Source organism: Mesorhizobium sp. M2A.F.Ca.ET.043.02.1.1 (assembly GCF_003952405.1).
GTDB lineage: Bacteria > Pseudomonadota > Alphaproteobacteria > Rhizobiales > Rhizobiaceae > Mesorhizobium.
Genome location: NZ_CP034445.1, coordinates 4,712,261 through 4,727,608 on the forward strand (window position 1 = coordinate 4,712,261; position 15,348 = coordinate 4,727,608).

The window sequence follows — 15,348 nt, forward strand, 5'->3', positions numbered from 1 at the left end:
GCTCGATGGCGGTCAACAGGGACGCGATCTCCTGGTCCAAGCTCTGGATTGCCTGGGCGCATAGATCGCGCTGGCTCCGGCGAGACATCGCATTCTCTTAACAATAGAGGCCCCTTCAGATCTCACTGAGGCATACCCGACCGGCCTTTGCAAGACGCTCGACGCAAGGATTTCGGGATCGCAGTCTTCGGATTTCGGGGCAAAAGGCGATCCGTGAGCATGCACTCATTCCTTAGGCAGACGGTTCGCCGCGTGGTCCTGGTACTGATCGGATTTGATCCGGTTGCCGTCGAGGCCGCGTTGCTCCGTATGCTGCTTCTTGTCCCGGTTGGACAGGACCTCGTTCTCGCCGACCATGTCCTTTGCGAGCGTCGTCTTCGCTCCGGTTCCGGAGCCCTTGCCCTGGCTGCCGCGGCCCATATGCTTCTTACCGCCGGTTGCCATTGTTCTTCTCCTGGGCTGCCCGCGAGAAACTGTTCGGCGACCGAACTGCCGCCCGCGCGTTATGTTCCGCCGCCACAGCGGATAAGGAAGACCGCGCCGTCCCAACTGCCGAAAGGCATTTCGCCATCGACCAAGACGTCCATGCCATATGCACGGGCAAGACGGTCGATATCGCGGGAATCGATGTCCGGCGACGCCCGATAGGAATAGTTGAGGATTGCCGCCATTCCTCCTGGCCGCAGCACGCGCGCGATCTCGCCGAAATGCCGCTCGGCAACACCGGCAAGCACCAGGTACGGAAAACTGTCGAGAGCCAGCACGCAGTCGAAGCTTTGATCGGCAAAGTCACCGAGATCCAAGCCCGAGGTCAGGCGGAATTCCACATTGGCGACGCCGGCGCATCGCCGGCGCGCGATGGCGATCATCCGAGGCGAGATATCGATGCCGACGATACGTCCTGCCATGGCGCCAAGCGCATGTTCGAGGCGCCCGATGCCGCAGCCGATGTCCAATATGCGGTTGCGGCTGCCGAGCATGCCTTGTCGTTCCAGCCACAAGGCAATCTCGCCGGTTGTGGCCGAGAGCCTGTCCTCATCGCCCAGCGACGACAGCTGCACGCTGGCGGCCGGAGATATGGCGGCCGCCCGATCGAATCCGCCGGCCAGCCGCTCGACGGTCATGGCGGCCGTTTCGCCGTTGGCAGGGTCATGCGACACGCAGGCAGCGACCCTGCGGACGGAGTCGAAGGCGTCGGCCTTGTCACGCAGCATCGTGGCGATGCCTTCCAGCCAGCGTCGCCGGGGGACATGGCTCGGGCGCATGTCCAGGGCGACATCCGCCAGTTGCGCCGCGCTGGTCGTCTTGTCGACACAGACGGCCAGTCTGGCCAGCGCGTTGTCGACCGAAAGGCCGTCCGCCATGTAGTCCTCCAGCAGGCGCCTGGCGATCGCGCCGGTTTGCCTCGCGGGGGTCACGGCGGCGCGCCCCGCGTCCACATCTTTTGCGCTGTCCAGCGATCGTTCGCGCCCCAGCCATATTTGTAGCCTTCACGGCCGCGCAGGAAATCGAACTCGCGCGCGCCTTCGTTGGCGGCTTCCGCGATGGCATGGCCGATCAGGATCGCGCCGGGGCTTTCCTCGGAATAGGCTGGATCGAAACCGCCGAGATAGGCATAGGCCCGGCCGCGGTGATGAAATCCGTAATAGGCACCGACGACGGCGTCGCCGATCTCGATCGTCAGGCATCGCGTCAGGCCGCTATCGGCAAGCCGCGGCAGGGCCCTGCGGTGGAATTCCACAGCCGCGGCGGATAGCACGCCCCCGCCATGACCGGCCCAGCGCGCGCCATGCAGCCGGATCAGCCTGTCGAGAAATATCTGCGGATCGGACTCGCCGCGGCTGACGACAACGGCCCCCCTTCGCCGGGCAGCTCGCTCGGCGCGGCGCAACTGTCGCCTTCGTCTCGCCGGAACCGAGTAGGCCAGGGTTCGATCGCCATCGAGCGGCAGCACGGGACAGGCGGCGTGCGCCATCGACCGGCACTCTTGCGCATTCGGCAGCTCAAGCCTCAGCGACATGGCATCAGCCGGGAGGTCGGGCAGGATCCATTGCGACCATTCGAGCGAGAGCACCGCGCCGGCGATGGCGGCGCCAGCCTTCGCTTCCAGTTCCGGCACGCACAAGATGTCGAGGTAGTCGCTTAGAGAAATGCCGATGGGCAGCAGGCGCTGACCGCGATCATGCCTTTCGACATAGAGCGGCGCCAGACCAGCGAGGGCGTCTCCACTCCACACGGCAATGGCCGCAAGGTCGCCGGGCGCGAATGTCCGCCACCACGGAATGAGCCAGGCAGGAGACTGGAACGGCGTGGCCGAGATGGTCCGCCGCCAGAGCCGCCACCAATGCGGCTCCAGGTCCTCGAATGCTCTCGCGTCACGAATGATCTCGGTGCACAGACCGCCCATCAGCCGGTTCCCAGCAGGGCGCGACGGGTGCCAAGCTTCGCCAGCGCTTCGTAAGCATCCATGTAGGACGGGATCATGCGCTCAAGCGAGAAGCGGCGACGCGCCTCGGCACGGCATGCCTCGTGGTCCTGGGCTCCGGAAGCGATAATGGCCTTCGCCATCTCCTCGACGTCATTGACGAGGAAACCGGTCCTGCCGTGCTGGACGACATCGGGAAGGGCGCCGTTCGGGAAAGCGACGACCGGCGTGCCGCAGGCAAGCGCCTCCATCGCGACAAGCGAGCTTGTTTCGGGGGCAAGGCTGGGAATGACCAGGCAGCGTGCGGTGTTGAGCAGCCGCCGCTTGGCACAGAAGCCGAGTGGCCCGAGGAAACGCCGCTGGCGATCGAGCCGGGGGCGGACCTCGTCGGCGAAATAGCGCAGATGGGTCTCGTAGGGATAGACCTGGCCGGCGATCGCTAAGGACATGCCGGCGCGCTTGGCTGCCTCCAATGCGAGATGGATGCCCTTTTCGGGACAGATGCGGCTGAGCACCAGCGCGAAATTGCGCCGCGACCGGGGCTCGTTCAGCGCTTCGATATCAACACCGTTTGGAATAGGCTTCGCAAGTCTCGATCCCGCCGGCGCCGTCCTGTGCTGCGCCTGCGAGACTGCATGCAGCCACAGGTCCTCGCGTGACGGCGCCAGCACCTCGGGCGGGTACCAGCCGAGCGGCAGGTGCAACGTCACCAGGGTTGGGCCGTCGGAAGGCAGATAGGCGTCGAAGTCAATCCCGTGGAGGTGAACGACGTCAATTGGCCAGCACGCGCGGGCGGCGGCTATCGCGTCGCGATGCGCTTGATGAGCACGGTCCTTCGCCGCCTCATCGAGCACACCCGCCTCGGCTGGTGTTTCCACCAGGACGCCGGCTGTGCTTGACCCTTGGCAGGCGACGACAACCGAACGGTGGCCTTTCTCGACCAGCGCACGATCCAGCGCCGAAAGCACCTGCTCGGCCCCGCCGACCGCATCCGGCCCGACGGGCGCGAGAGGGTAGGCGACGTTGAGGACAGTCAGTGTCATCGTTGATCTGGGGCTTCACCATGCCGCCGGCACGCGCTGCGTCGTCGCCATGTTGTCGCCGATCGCCGGAGCGTAGCGGCGGATCATCGCCGCGCAGAACTCGGAGAATTCCTCGGGAATCTGGGGCGGGCTGGTGTGATGAGGTTGAAGACCGCGATGCTCCGGCGTGAAGCAGAAGGTGACGGTGACGTTGAAGTCGGCAAGCGCTTCCATCTGGCGGTCGAACCAGTCCAGCGCATTCGGCCGAAAACTGTCGGCCCAGGACAGGCCGGTGCGCAGGTGGGTGACACCCAGACGTTCCATCCAGGCAACAGCGTCGTCCAGCCGAGGGTCCTCGTAATGGAACCACTGCACCAGGCCCATTTGCGGAGTGTGGCGCACGAATTCCTCGAGCGCCGGCTTGGGCGTGCCGTCCTCGCGAAGCAGGCCCATGTAGAAGTGCCTGTAATAGGACGAGCCTTCCGCCTCCCGATGGCGCGTCGTCGCTTCCCAGGAGCGCGGCAGATCATAGAGGCTGTACCACTGAACGCGTGGCGCAAGTCCGAGCAAAAGCTCCGCTGTCCGGCGCAAGCCCCAGACTTGCACCTCCTCGGCGCCGAAGGTCGACACACCGACTTCGCTGACCCACACGGGAATGTCCGCGACCGTCGCGATCTCTCCGAGCTTGTGGGGCCACTCGTGGATTTGCCAGAGGTTCCAGTCGAGCGGGAAGCCATGCACGGCGACCGCATCGACATGGTCGAGCACGCCGAACTCCTTCATGCGCGTCATGAACCCGGCATCGATCGGCGAAATGCCGCCCAGCACCTTTGTGATGGCAGGATTTTCCCGGCCGATCGCATCAGCCGCCAGGGTCGCCATTGTGGCAAAACGGCTCCAGTCGGGGTCGAGCTCCGGATCCCAGTGCGATTTGTTGTTGGGCTCGTTCCAGATCATGGCGGCTTCAATCATGGGTCTCTCCTTTCGAAGGATAGACGGCGGCGCTGCCGGCCGGTTCACCGGACGCGCGGCAGAAATAGACCTCGTCTTCCGGGTGGAGCAGGATCTCGAAACCGGCGCTGCGCAGCATCGCTTCGGTGCAGGCGCGGTTCGGAATCCACCAGTTGGTCGGGTCGTCCGCATAGCGATGCTCGATGAAGTGCAGCTTCGGAAACTCGGGCCGATCGAAGAGGTCGCGTGTCCAGAAATGGTAGTTCTGTTCGAGCGGCAGGACTTCGTTGCTGCCCCGCTGCATCGACTGGAAGATCATCAGGTCGTTCGCGACATGCGCGCGGATCAGGTCGAGCGCCAGCAACGGGTGGCGCAGGTGGTAAAGCACGCCCATGAACAGCACGATGTCGAAGCGCTCGCCGAGCGAGGCGACGTCGTAGACCGACAGTTCCCGGAACTCGATGTTGCAGTCGGCGATCTCGGCGGCGAAACGCGCCTGGGCGAGATAGGCTTGGTCGAAGTCTATCCCAAGCACGCGATCGGCACCGCGTTTCTTCATTTCGATCGAGTAGAAGCCTGCGTTGCAGCCGATATCGAGCACCGACTTGCCCGAAAGATCAGTCGGAATGGCATCCGCGAATTTGCGCCATTTGATCAGCGGGTAGTTGCCGAGGAAATGATCGGGAGCGGTCTCCACGCCCGCGAGCTCCATATTGTGGAACCACGGCCCCAATGCGTCGATGCGGCGGCGTATCTCCGTGCTGGAATGCAGCATGGCTAAGCTCCTTCGCCTGGAACGGTTGGCATTGGCGAGCGGTCCTGCGATGCGAATGTCGGCAGGGGTCCGTCATCGATGGCGTCGTTGCTTTCGAGCAGCCTGAGCGCCGTGCGATAGCCGTTGAAGGTACCGACATCGACATAGGCCGTCCCCGCCTTGACGCCGTAAGCTTCGCCTCCGCCGGCGAGATAGGCGTTGACCAGCGTGCCGAAATACTCGTCGACGCCGTCGCGCTGGCGCCACAGGGCCGCCAGTTGATGGAAGACACGGCCCGGCATCTTGAAGGCGCCCCAGACCCAGTTTGTCGCGGCGTCAGCTTGCTTGACCTGGATCTGCTCGACCCGCCCGTTCCCATCGAGGACGACGGCGTCGAACAGTTCCGGGCGATCGACCGGAAACATCAGGAAGGACAGCCGGTCGTCGGCCAGACGGCAGAAGCCGTCTTCAGGGAACCAGATCGTGTCAGGCAGGCCGATCAGGACCGTTTCGTCCGGTGTCACGAGCGGTGCGGCGCGGAAGATCGCGTCGCAAAGGCCAACCGGAGACGGCTGCGCCACGAAGATCGCCGCGGCGTCGCCATAGCCGGCGGCGTAATATTCGAGGATGTCCGACTTGCCGGAACCGATGATGAAGCAGATGCGGTCGACGCCGTTGCGCACCATGCGCCGCACCAGATATTCGCTCACCGCGCAAGGGCGTTCGGTCTGGCCGTCCAGGCGGCTGCCGACCGGCAGCAGCTCCTTGGAGAAACCCAGCGGCTGAATGCGGCTGCCGCGGCCGGCGGCAGGCACGATGCCAAACATCAGACAGCTTCCTCCATTGTGCCCTTCGACATGGACGAAAAAGCGTCGTTCAGGATGCGGTCGAGTTCGGCGGCGCGATGCGCGGACGTATGCTCGTCGAGAACGCGCTCCCGGGCGCGGCGGCCGAGAGTCGCGATCTCGTTCTCCGACAGGTCAAGCGCGGCAACGACGTCGCCGGTGCTGTGCGCCAACAGAATCTCGCTGCCGGGCGTGAAGAAGCTGTCGAGGCCGGCCCAGTCGTCGGAGATGATCGCGGCGCCGCACGCCGCCGCCTCGAACAGACGGCCTGACGGGCACCAGCCCTGTCGCGCCATTGCCTCGCGGGTGACATTCAGCGTCAGGCGCGAGGAGGAAAAGAAGGCCGGGTGATCGGCCGGCGGCAGGTGCCTGACGAAATAGATGTTGCTGCTCCAGGGGAAGTCCTGCGGGTACTGCGCCCCGCCTATGACGAAACGGCGGTTCGGCAGTCGGGCCGCTGGAGCGACGAGCAGCCTTTCCACGGCCGCCTGCCGGTCCTCGGCATAGGTGCCGAGATAGGACAGGTCGCATGCGAACTCGGGCCTTGGCTGCGCCGGCCGGTGCCGGTCAGGATCGACATGGCCGTAGAGCGGCAGGACATGACGTGCGCCAAGTATGCTCTTCAGTGTGTCGATCGCCGGCCCTCCCGTGTAGCTCAGGACCAGGTCGAAATCGCGCAATCCCTTCGGCTCGAAATAGGCCGGGTAGTCACCTCGCTCTATGCTCGCCAGCGTCACCGGTGTATCGAGATCGTAAAACACCTTCAGGCTGCGGCAGCTGTCGTTCGCGATCCGCGAGGCCTCGACGGCATCGGGACAATAGGAGGTGACGATGACGGCGTCGGCTTCCCGTATCGCGGTCTCGGCCTCCTGGCGGATGTCCTCCCAGTCTGCGTAGAGAACGATATTCCCGCCATTGAGCCGGTCGATGTCCCTGGCGCCGGCATAGTAGGGCGTATCGCGCTCGAAGAAGCTGATCGACCAGCCAAGCGGCGCCAGCGCGCCAATCAGTCCGCGCCAGAGCGTGGCGTGTCCGTTGCCCCACGAGGATGTGACGGTGAGGCCGAAAATGACCATGCGCATCGGTTGCCGCTCCCGTCAGGCGATTTCATTCAAACGGACCAGCTTGGACCCCCAGTCGCCGTGGACGACCGTAGTGATGGAGGCCGGCGCGATGTCGAAGCGGAAGCAATCGCCGAGCGGCAGGCCGAGGATCGCGCAGACAGCCGCCTTGATGACATCGGCATGGCTGACAAGTGCGATGCACTGACCTTGTCCATTCTCGCGCAGCGCGTCCATCAGGCCGATCATCCTGTGCTGCACGTCCAGCATGGTCTCGCCGCTCGGCGTGCGGGCGCTCTGGCGCTGGTCGTTCCAAAGCCGCCAGCTTGCGTCGCCGTTCAGTTCCTCGAAGGTCTTGCCGGACCACTCGCCGAAGTCGATCTCGTCGAGTTCCTTGCAGATCGCGATCTTCTCGATCTCGCAAGCGATGGCGATCGGCTTCGCTGTTTCCAGCGTCCGTTCGCGCGGACTGCTCAAGATCGCGGCGAGCGGCTCCCGCGCCATCCGCCGCGCGAGATGCAGCGCTTGCGCCTGGCCGGCTTCGCCCAGGCGAACGCCTTCGAGCCGCCCGGCCAGGTACGAGCCGACATGATCATGCGCCGCGTGGCGGATGAGAAAGAAGGTGGTGGTCATTCGGCAGCGTCCAGCATCGGCTCGTCATTGCCGGCGATGAAGGCGAGCGTGCGCAGGCGCGCCTCTGCGTCGGTGAACTGCTCCGGCGGCGACTTCATGAAGTAGCTGCTGGGGCCCGTGAGCGCGCCGGCAATACCGCGGTCGAGGGCAAGCTTAGCGCAGCGGACGGCGTCGATGACGACGCCAGCCGAATTGGGCGAATCCCAAACCTCCAGCTTCAGCTCGGCATTGAGCGGCACGCCGCCGAAAGTGGTGCCTTCGACGCGGATATAGGCCCATTTGCGATCGGTCAGCCACGGGACATGGTCGCTGGGTCCGACATGGATGTTGCCGGCTTCGAGCGGAACGTCGATCTGGCTGGTGACGGACTGCGTCTTCGAAATCTTCTTCGATTCCAGCCGCTCGCGCTCGAGCATATTAAGGAAATCGGTGTTGCCGCCGAAGTTGAGCTGATAGGTGCGATCGATGCGCACGCCGCGCTCGCGGAACAGATTGGCGAGCAGCCGGTGCACGATGGTTGCGCCGACCTGGCTCTTGATGTCATCGCCGAGCAGGGGAAGGCCGCGCTCCTCGAAGCGTTGGCGCCATTCCGGCCGCGAAGCGATGAAGACAGGGATGCAATTGACGAAGGCGCAGCCAGCATCGAGCGCGCATTCTGCGTAGAAGTGTGCAGCGGCTTCGGAGCCCACCGGAAGATAGCATATGAGCACCTCGGTCGCGCTTTCCTTGAGCCGTGCGGTTACGTCTGCGACCGGTTCATCTGACTCTTCGATCTCATCGCGTAGATATTTGCCGATGCCGTCGAGCGTTGGGCCGCGATCCACGCGAACTCCGATTGGAGCAACATCGGCGAAACGGAAGGTGTTGTTGGGCGCGGTGTAGATCGCTTCCGCCACATCGCGCCCAACCTTGTTTTCCGCAACATCGAAGGCGCAGACCACCTCGACATCGTCAACATGGTAGCCGCCGAGATCGGCATGCATCAGTCCGGGGATCGGCTCATTGCCGTTGGCGTGGCGATAGTAGGAGAGACCTTGCACAAGCGATGATGCGCAATTGCCTACGCCGACGATGCCGATACGAACTTTCTTCGATGTCACGAAACCACGGCCTCTTTGGTTGGAGGTAAGTTCCTCGGCGCCGAACCGGGAGCGGCCGCGAATGTTCCTTCGCGCCGCGAAAAATTGCCGAGCCTGATTGCGGATCAAAGAGGCTCCGCTTCGCGTTGGCGACCAGACAGCAGGCAGGAGCCGTATGATCGTCTTCGGCGACCACAAGCGAACGCATAGCGCAGAGCAGCTCAGGAAGGCTGTCCTGGCCGAGGCTGAAGCGATTGGCGATCTGCTTGCCGGCATCGAACGTCATGCCGCTCTGGTCGATCTTTTCGTCACTGCCTCTGAACTCTTCCAGGGCCTTGCCGATGCGGAATTCGACACCAGAGGCGCCGACGGCAGTTCGTCGAGGCAGAAGCTGGGGTCGGAAATCCTCGTCGAGCTGTCGCGGGAAGTGCTGCGGTCCTGGCAGCAGGGATTTGCCCGAAAAGGATCGCTCGATGCATCGCTGCTTGCAAAGCTTGCCGCCATCGACTGCGGCAGCGCAATAACCACCGGTCCGGCTGAAGGCTATGCGCTGTACGCCCTCTACCCGGAAACCTATCTGCTTGGGGCACTGCAGTCCGGCCTCGACGCAAACACCTGCGTCATCGGCATCCGCAGCATCGGGCTTGGCCTCGCGGCGATGGTCGCCGCCGCGCTGCATGCGCCGCCGCCAATCAGCGTGCGGCCGATCGGCCATCCGTTTTGCCGGCACATAAGCGCGGCGCCCGAACTCCTCGGCTCTTGGCGCGACAGACCGCGAGCCGAATTTGCCATTGTCGATGAAGGTCCGGGCCTCTCCGGCAGCTCCTTTCATGCTGTCATTGTCTGGCTGCGCCGGCAGGGCATCGACCAGGAGCGCATTCATCTGTTCCCGAGCCATCGCGGCGGGCCCGGCGCGCAGGCTGATGCCGCGACCGTCGCCGCCTTGTCGCAGTGCCAAAGCCATGTCGCGGGCTTTGAAGATGTCTTTGACGGCGCGGTTGCCCCCGGGCTGCGGGACTGGCTAGGACATCTGCTCGGCAAGGCCGATGTTGAGCTTCAGGAAATCTCCGGCGGCGCATGGCGCGACTATCTTTCTGTGCCGACCGGCGCCTGGCCGCCTGCATTCCCGGCGTTCGAGCGACGCAAATTCATGGCCACGTCTGGCGGCGAGCGTTGGCTGGTCAAGTTCGCAGGTCTTGGCGAGACAGGACGGCGCAAGCTGCGTACGGCCAAGGCACTGCACGAAGCGGGCTTTGGCGCTCAGCCTGCCGGACTCTGCCACGGTTTCCTGGTCGAGGGCTGGATCGATGCCGACAGGCTGGACCGGGCAGCGCTGGCAAGGGATCTGCTGATCGAATGGCTTGGGCGTTACCTCGGCTGGCGCACCGCCAGCCTACAGACCGACGAGACAGGCGCGTCGCTGGACCAGCTCGCGCGCATGGCGGTGCAAAACTGCGAGGAAGCGCTGGGGGAGAAACTGGCGCACGCCTTGCAGAGCTGGTTTGCCCGCCAGCCGTCACCAGGTCCAACGCGCCGGGTCGAGATCGACGGACGGCTGCATGCTTGGGAGTTTCTGGTTCGTCCGGACGGAACCCTGCTCAAGACGGACACTATCGACCATTGCCGATCGCACGATCTTATCGGCTGCCAGGGGATAGAATGGGACGTTGCCGGCGCACGGGTCGAACACGACCTGTCGGCCGCCGAGCTTTCGACGCTGGTGGGCTGCATCGAGCAGGCGACATCGATCGACAGAGCTTTGGTCGACTATTTGGAGCCCTGCTATCTCGCGTTTCAGCTTGGCCTCTGGACGATTGCAGGGCAGTCGACTGACGAGGAAGAGCGGATGCGGTCGACGCGCGCAGTCGAACGTTACAAAGCCGGACTTGTCCGGCTTCTGGTCTGTTGAAAGCCAAGCCCGCTGGGTCAGTCGAGCCTGCGCAGCATATCGGCTTCCTGCTCCAGTATGCTTGCCACTTCTTCCCGTCGCAGATGCGTCATCATCAGGCTGACGCAACACTCGAGATAGGTGATGGAAGCTCTTCGCAGGAACGCGGCGGTTTCCGCCGCCGCCATCTTGTCGATGTCGTTGACTGATCGCTTCGGCTTCACAGCTCGTCCTCCATCGCGGTTGTCATGCCCAACCGCGATGTCGGGTGGTTGTTCCGCCCCGGTGAAAAGATGCCGCTGCTTCAGAGCTGCAGGTTCTGCAGCTTCCCCCCACCCGCCCTGTCGATTGCAGCGACCGGCGCGATCGCCAGCTCGTCCATCCCTGAAAAGTGGACGATCGTCTGCAGCAGGCCTTGCCTGAGAGGCACCTCGGGCGACCAGCCGAGAAGCGCCTTTGCGCGGCCTATGTCGGGGCGCCGGCGGCGCGGGTCGTCCTCAGGCAGAGGCAGGAACTTCACCGGCGATCTGGTGCCGGTCAGCTCGCGTACCAGTCTTGCCAGTTCGAGGATCGAAAACTCCCCGGGATTGCCGAGATTGACCGGTTGGCGCGGATTGGGATCGACATCCATCAGCCGGCGCAAACCCTCGACCAGATCGGTGACATAGCAGAAGGAGCGGGTCTGCCGGCCATCGCCGAAGATCGTCAGCGGCCGCTTCTCGATCGCCTGCATGACCAGATTGGAAACGATACGGCCGTCGGCGGGGTCCATCCTCGGCCCATAGGTGTTGAAGATGCGCGCGACCCGAATATCCGCCATCTCCGCGCGCAGATAATCGAAGCAGAGTGTTTCGGCGGCGCGCTTGCCCTCGTCGTAGCAGGCCCGCGGTCCGGTGCAGTTGACGTGGCCGACATAGTCCTCACGCTGCGGATGCTGTTCCGGATCGCCATAGACTTCGCTGGTCGATGCCTGCAGGAAGCGTGCGCCGTTGCTGGCGGCGAGTTCCAGAAGATTGAGGGTCCCGATCACACAGGTGCGCGTCGTATGGATCGGGTCGGCCTGATAGCGAGGCGGCGAGGCCGCGCAGGCCAGATTGAAAACGCGATCGACAGGTTCACCGAGGTCCAGCGGGGCGCAAACGTCCTGCTCGATCAGCCGAAAGCGCGCCTGGCCAACCAACGAGCTGATATTCTCCATTCTGCCGGTGAGGAAATTGTCGACGCAGATCACGCGATAGCCGTCACGCAGCAGCGCCTCGCATAAATGCGAACCGAGGAAACCGGCACCGCCGGCAACAAGCGCGGTCCTTCTTTGTTCAGCCCTTTTTGATCGCCGCATATCGATGGTCTCCTGTCTGCCGTTCATGCCGCACTTTCGACGTCCAGATCGACCGCCGGACGCGTCCCCACCGACGGCGTCAGCGCCGAAACGAATTCACGTGCCCTTGCCATGGCGGTATGTCTTGAAAGCACCGCCTCGCGCGCCAGTCTGGCCATGTCGAGCCTTGCCCGCTCGGATTTGGCGCTGAGGATCTCCTCGACATTTGCGGCAAAGGCTGCCGTCTCGATCGCCGGTCCCGGGAAGAAATCGTCGAGCCCGGGCCAGCGGTCGCTTATGATGGGAGTGCCGCAGGCTGCGGCCTCGAAAAGCCGCACGCTGGGCGACCATCCGGCCGCGATCATCGACGCTCGCGTAAGGTTCAGCGTATAGCGCTGGCGGCTGTAGAAGGCGGCATGTCCAGAAGGCGGCAGGTGCTCGATCCGCTCGACATTGTCCGGCCAAGCGATGTCAGAGGGATATTGCGAGCCGGCGACGACGAAGCGGCGGTCGGGCAGGCGTCGCGCAGGCTCCAAAAGCAGCGCTTCCAATGAGGGCTGCCGGTCGGCGCTATAAGTGCCAAGATAGCCAAGGTCCCATTCGATGGCGTGTCTGGTGCGACGATGCCGCGTTGGATCGACGGAGCAGTAGAGCGCCTCCGCCCGGCGCGCGCCGAACTCGGACTCCAGCCGCTCCAGCGTCGGTCCGCCGGTGAAGGAGAAGTAGACGTCGAAATAGGGAATCTGCCTGCGGGCAAGATAGTCGCAATCGTCATCGGCAACCCGCGCCAGCGTCACCGGTGTGTCGATGTCGTAAAAGCAGAACTGCCCCGTGCAGAGCGAAGCAAGATCGTCGATGATCACCCTGCCTTCCGGCACGAAGGAGCCTATCACCACTGCATCGGCGCGCTGCAGGTCCCGCCGGTGGTTTCGGCGCAGCTCCGAGACTGTCTCGTAGTAGCGCAAGTCGCAGAAATCGGGATCGCGCAGGTCCCGATGATGCGCGTACCAGGAGACGTCGCGTTCGAGGAAGCTGACGCGATGGCCGAGTTCGTTGAGCGCACGCAGCAATCCGCGGAAAGTCGTCGCATGGCCGTTGCCCCAGGACGAAGACAGGGAGAGCCCAAGGAAAACGATGTCGAGCGGTTTCGTCATTCCGCAGCCTCCATTGCGCGGCGCTCGAAATGCGCCTTGAAGATGTCGTCCACCAGCCGAGCCCTCAGCGTGTAGGTATGCTCGGCCAGAACGCGCCGCAGCGCTGCCGCGCCGATCGCCTTCGCCCGCTGCGGCGTCAGGGTGCGCATGATCTCGGCGACATCGGCGCCGTCGCGGGCGACCAGGATCTCTTCGCCGGGGGTCAGGAACAACTCGATGCCAAGCCAGGCGTCGGTCAGGAGGCACGCGCCGGCCCCCGCCGCCTCGAAGACACGGGTCGCGGGCGAAAACCCGTTGGCCGCCATGCTGTCGCGGCTGATGTTGAGCACGGCCTTCGGCGTGACGTTGAAGGCGTTGTGATCGCTGGTGCTGACATGCCCCAGCCATGAAACGTTCGCCGGCAGCGGCTTGTCGTCCCAGCCGGAGCCGCCAAGCAGGAAGCGCTGGCCGCCGAGCCTGCGGGCCGGGTCGAGGAAGAAGGCGTCGACGCGCGCCTCGCGATCCGGCAGCCGGTTGCCGAGGAAGGCCAGGTCGCAGGCAAAGCGCGGATTTGCGGCGACCGGATGATGCGTCTCAGGATCGAGTGCGTTGTAGATCGGCACGCATTCCGCGGCGCCGAGCGCACGATAATCCCAGACCACCGGGTCGCCGCCGCCATAAGTCAGCACGATGCCGATCCTCTTCAGTGCCTCATGCAACGGGTGGTCGGCGTCGTTGCGCAACTCGCTCAGGGTCGCCGGCGCGTCGACATCCCAGAAGACGGTCAGCGCGTCCGGGCGGGCGTTGTCGAGAACCGCCTGCAGCAGCGCATCGTCTTCGAAGCCGACGCCGCTTGCCTTGACCACGATGTCTGCCTGCGCGGCGCGCGAAGCGACCTGCATCAGGGCGTGCGGGGTCGGCTCGTAGACCACGACGCTGCACCAGTCCGGAGCCTCGATGTCGCGATGCTTCTGCCGGTCGTAGACGTCGGGCTCATAGAAGACGATGTCATAGCCGCGCTGCGACAGCGCCTTGAGCAGGCCGCGGTAATAGGTGGCGGCGCCGTTCCAGTAGGATGACAGAAGGCTCGATCCGTAAAAGGCAATCTTCATGCGGCGGCCTCCGTTGCAGGCTTGATTTCAGCCGCCGCGCGATTGCCGCATGCGGCGAGGATGTCAAACAGCTCGTCGGCGCGATGCCGGCATGTGTGCCGCGCCAGGATTGTCTCCAGGCCCGATGCGGCCAGCGCTTGCGCAAGCTGGCGGTCGTTCAGCACGTTGCGGAGATGACCTGTCATCTCGGCGCCGTTTCGGGCGAAGAGGAAATCCGTTCCGGAGCGGAACAGGCCTTCGACATCCGACCATGGCGCAGACACAAGCGGAATGCCGCAGGCCAGCGCCTCGAACATGCGAATGGTGGGAATGCCCGGCAGGCTCTCCCGGTAGGGCCGGCGTGGGATGTGCATGGTGATGCGATGCCGGGCGAAGGCCTTCGGCACGTCGGCATTGGCGATCCAGCCTTCATAGCGCAAGCCGGTATCCGCGAGGGCCGTCAGCGCATCCGGCGGATAGCGCACGCCGTGCACGGTTCCCGACAGCGCGAGGGCGTGCGCCGGCTCGATCAGGAACTCGCCGATCTCGGCGCTGCGTTCGTCGTCGCCCCAATTGCCGATCCAGACGAGATCAGACTCACGGTCGATCTCGGGCAGCGGCTTGAATAGCCGTTCGTCCGCCGCCTCATGCCAGGTGAAGACCCGTCTGCCCCAGCCGGCACGAAGATAGCTCTCCCGCAGCACCTCGCCGAAGACCAGAACCCCGTCATAATGCTCGAGCTGAAGCACCGCGATCGCCTGCGTCGCCGATACGGCGCGATGATGGGTGTCATGGAACAGCAGCGTGAAATCGCCACCCCGGCCCCGAATGCGGCCGATGCGAGCGACGAGCTCAGGGTCAGTCCATTCATGAACGATGACGATATCTGCGTCGGCGAGCCAGGACTCATGCTGGAAACCCGCGTCGTAGGTCACCGCCATCAATTCCGGAAAATCCTTGCGGAAGCGCTCGACGGCGAAAGGGCCTTGCTCGGCGAGCAGGTTCGATCGGCTCCAGCCGTCGGCGGGCTCCAGCGCGATCACCTCATGGCCGCGCGCCACAAGCTCGCGCATGATGCCGCGCTGGAAGTGCGCGTTGCCGTGGTTCCAGTCGGAAACCGCCGAATGGGTGTAGAACAGAAAACGCAT

16 protein-coding genes are annotated in these 15,348 nt (G+C 64.3%); 1 reads left to right on the forward strand and 15 read right to left on the reverse strand.

Annotated features, from left to right (window positions below; genetic code table 11):
* Positions 1-225 precede the first annotated feature (225 nt).
* The 10 genes from EJ068_RS22375 to EJ068_RS22420 are packed head-to-tail and all read right to left on the reverse strand — an operon-like array spanning position 226 to position 8,791.
* Positions 226-444 carry a hypothetical protein gene (locus EJ068_RS22375; RefSeq protein WP_042647226.1) on the reverse strand — a complete coding sequence of 73 codons (219 nt, stop codon included), beginning with the start codon at positions 442-444 and terminating at the stop codon, positions 226-228.
* A gap of 59 nt (positions 445-503) precedes the next feature.
* A complete protein-coding gene (locus EJ068_RS22380) occupies positions 504-1,418 on the reverse strand; it encodes a class I SAM-dependent methyltransferase (protein ID WP_245463189.1) in 915 nt (304 codons plus the stop codon).
* Entirely contained in the window at positions 1,415-2,407 is a 993-nt protein-coding gene (locus EJ068_RS22385; protein WP_127251274.1) for a GNAT family N-acetyltransferase, read from the reverse strand. The genes EJ068_RS22380 and EJ068_RS22385 overlap by 4 nt, the downstream gene beginning before the upstream one ends.
* The gene (locus tag EJ068_RS22390; protein WP_127251275.1) at positions 2,407-3,468 is read right to left on the reverse strand and encodes a glycosyltransferase family 4 protein; all 1,062 of its coding nucleotides are present in this window, start codon (positions 3,466-3,468) and stop codon (positions 2,407-2,409) included. The genes EJ068_RS22385 and EJ068_RS22390 overlap by 1 nt, the downstream gene beginning before the upstream one ends.
* A gap of 15 nt (positions 3,469-3,483) precedes the next feature.
* Entirely contained in the window at positions 3,484-4,419 is a 936-nt protein-coding gene (locus EJ068_RS22395; RefSeq protein WP_127251276.1) for a beta-xylosidase, read from the reverse strand.
* A complete protein-coding gene (locus tag EJ068_RS22400) occupies positions 4,412-5,173 on the reverse strand; it encodes a TIGR04290 family methyltransferase (RefSeq protein WP_127251277.1) in 762 nt (253 codons plus the stop codon). The genes EJ068_RS22395 and EJ068_RS22400 overlap by 8 nt, the downstream gene beginning before the upstream one ends.
* A gap of 2 nt (positions 5,174-5,175) precedes the next feature.
* A complete protein-coding gene (locus EJ068_RS22405; protein ID WP_127251278.1) occupies positions 5,176-5,979 on the reverse strand; it encodes a sugar phosphate nucleotidyltransferase in 804 nt (267 codons plus the stop codon).
* A complete protein-coding gene (locus EJ068_RS22410; RefSeq protein ID WP_127251279.1) occupies positions 5,979-7,079 on the reverse strand; it encodes a glycosyltransferase in 1,101 nt (366 codons plus the stop codon). The genes EJ068_RS22405 and EJ068_RS22410 overlap by 1 nt, the downstream gene beginning before the upstream one ends.
* 15 nt (positions 7,080-7,094) lie before the next feature.
* Entirely contained in the window at positions 7,095-7,691 is a 597-nt protein-coding gene (locus EJ068_RS22415; RefSeq protein WP_126079201.1) for a histidine phosphatase family protein, read from the reverse strand.
* Positions 7,688-8,791, reverse strand: a complete 1,104-nt coding sequence (locus EJ068_RS22420) for an inositol-3-phosphate synthase (RefSeq protein WP_127251280.1) — start codon at positions 8,789-8,791, stop codon at positions 7,688-7,690. Before EJ068_RS22420 ends, EJ068_RS22415 begins: the two co-directional genes overlap by 4 nt.
* A 154-nt stretch (positions 8,792-8,945) precedes the next feature.
* Here EJ068_RS22420 and EJ068_RS22425 point away from each other — a divergent pair, with 154 nt between their 5' ends.
* Positions 8,946-10,679 (forward strand): hypothetical protein, encoded by a 1,734-nt coding sequence (locus EJ068_RS22425; RefSeq protein WP_127251281.1) that lies wholly within the window; start codon positions 8,946-8,948, stop codon positions 10,677-10,679.
* Positions 10,680-10,696: 17 nt separating this feature from the next.
* On the opposite strand, the gene EJ068_RS22430 is transcribed toward EJ068_RS22425, so the two are convergent.
* The 5 genes from EJ068_RS22430 to EJ068_RS22450 all read right to left on the reverse strand — a co-directional run bounded on the left by EJ068_RS22430 (position 10,697) and on the right by EJ068_RS22450 (position 15,348).
* Positions 10,697-10,882: a hypothetical protein gene (locus tag EJ068_RS22430; RefSeq protein ID WP_127251282.1), complete on the reverse strand. Its 186-nt coding sequence runs from the start codon at positions 10,880-10,882 to the stop codon at positions 10,697-10,699.
* Between the two features lie 80 nt (positions 10,883-10,962).
* On the reverse strand, positions 10,963-11,997 hold the full coding sequence (locus EJ068_RS22435) for a UDP-glucuronic acid decarboxylase family protein (RefSeq protein WP_127251293.1): 1,035 nt from the start codon (positions 11,995-11,997) through the stop codon (positions 10,963-10,965).
* Positions 11,998-12,020: 23 nt separating this feature from the next.
* Positions 12,021-13,130 carry a glycosyltransferase gene (locus EJ068_RS22440; protein WP_127251283.1) on the reverse strand — a complete coding sequence of 370 codons (1,110 nt, stop codon included), beginning with the start codon at positions 13,128-13,130 and terminating at the stop codon, positions 12,021-12,023.
* A complete protein-coding gene (locus EJ068_RS22445) occupies positions 13,127-14,221 on the reverse strand; it encodes a glycosyltransferase (RefSeq protein ID WP_127251284.1) in 1,095 nt (364 codons plus the stop codon). Before EJ068_RS22445 ends, EJ068_RS22440 begins: the two co-directional genes overlap by 4 nt.
* Entirely contained in the window at positions 14,218-15,348 is a 1,131-nt protein-coding gene (locus EJ068_RS22450) for a glycosyltransferase (protein ID WP_127385965.1), read from the reverse strand. The genes EJ068_RS22445 and EJ068_RS22450 overlap by 4 nt, the downstream gene beginning before the upstream one ends.

What these genes read in the sequence shown, in the direction of transcription:
- EJ068_RS22385 (WP_127251274.1), bottom strand. Translation starts at nt 2,407, where the DNA reads ATGGGCGGTCTGTGCACCGAGATCATTCGTGACGCGAGAGCATTCGAG.
- EJ068_RS22415 (WP_126079201.1), bottom strand. Translation starts at nt 7,691, where the DNA reads ATGACCACCACCTTCTTTCTCATCCGCCACGCGGCGCATGATCATGTC.
- EJ068_RS22445 (WP_127251284.1), bottom strand. Translation starts at nt 14,221, where the DNA reads ATGAAGATTGCCTTTTACGGATCGAGCCTTCTGTCATCCTACTGGAAC.
- EJ068_RS22440 (WP_127251283.1), bottom strand. Translation starts at nt 13,130, where the DNA reads ATGACGAAACCGCTCGACATCGTTTTCCTTGGGCTCTCCCTGTCTTCG.
- EJ068_RS22395 (WP_127251276.1), bottom strand. Translation starts at nt 4,419, where the DNA reads ATGATTGAAGCCGCCATGATCTGGAACGAGCCCAACAACAAATCGCAC.
- EJ068_RS22425 (WP_127251281.1), top strand. Translation starts at nt 8,946, where the DNA reads ATGATCGTCTTCGGCGACCACAAGCGAACGCATAGCGCAGAGCAGCTC.
- EJ068_RS22375 (WP_042647226.1), bottom strand. Translation starts at nt 444, where the DNA reads ATGGCAACCGGCGGTAAGAAGCATATGGGCCGCGGCAGCCAGGGCAAG.
- EJ068_RS22400 (WP_127251277.1), bottom strand. Translation starts at nt 5,173, where the DNA reads ATGCTGCATTCCAGCACGGAGATACGCCGCCGCATCGACGCATTGGGG.
- EJ068_RS22410 (WP_127251279.1), bottom strand. Translation starts at nt 7,079, where the DNA reads ATGCGCATGGTCATTTTCGGCCTCACCGTCACATCCTCGTGGGGCAAC.
- EJ068_RS22450 (WP_127385965.1), bottom strand. Translation starts at nt 15,348, where the DNA reads ATGCGTTTTCTGTTCTACACCCATTCGGCGGTTTCCGACTGGAACCAC.
- EJ068_RS22435 (WP_127251293.1), bottom strand. Translation starts at nt 11,997, where the DNA reads ATGCGGCGATCAAAAAGGGCTGAACAAAGAAGGACCGCGCTTGTTGCC.
- EJ068_RS22405 (WP_127251278.1), bottom strand. Translation starts at nt 5,979, where the DNA reads ATGTTTGGCATCGTGCCTGCCGCCGGCCGCGGCAGCCGCATTCAGCCG.
- EJ068_RS22390 (WP_127251275.1), bottom strand. Translation starts at nt 3,468, where the DNA reads ATGACACTGACTGTCCTCAACGTCGCCTACCCTCTCGCGCCCGTCGGG.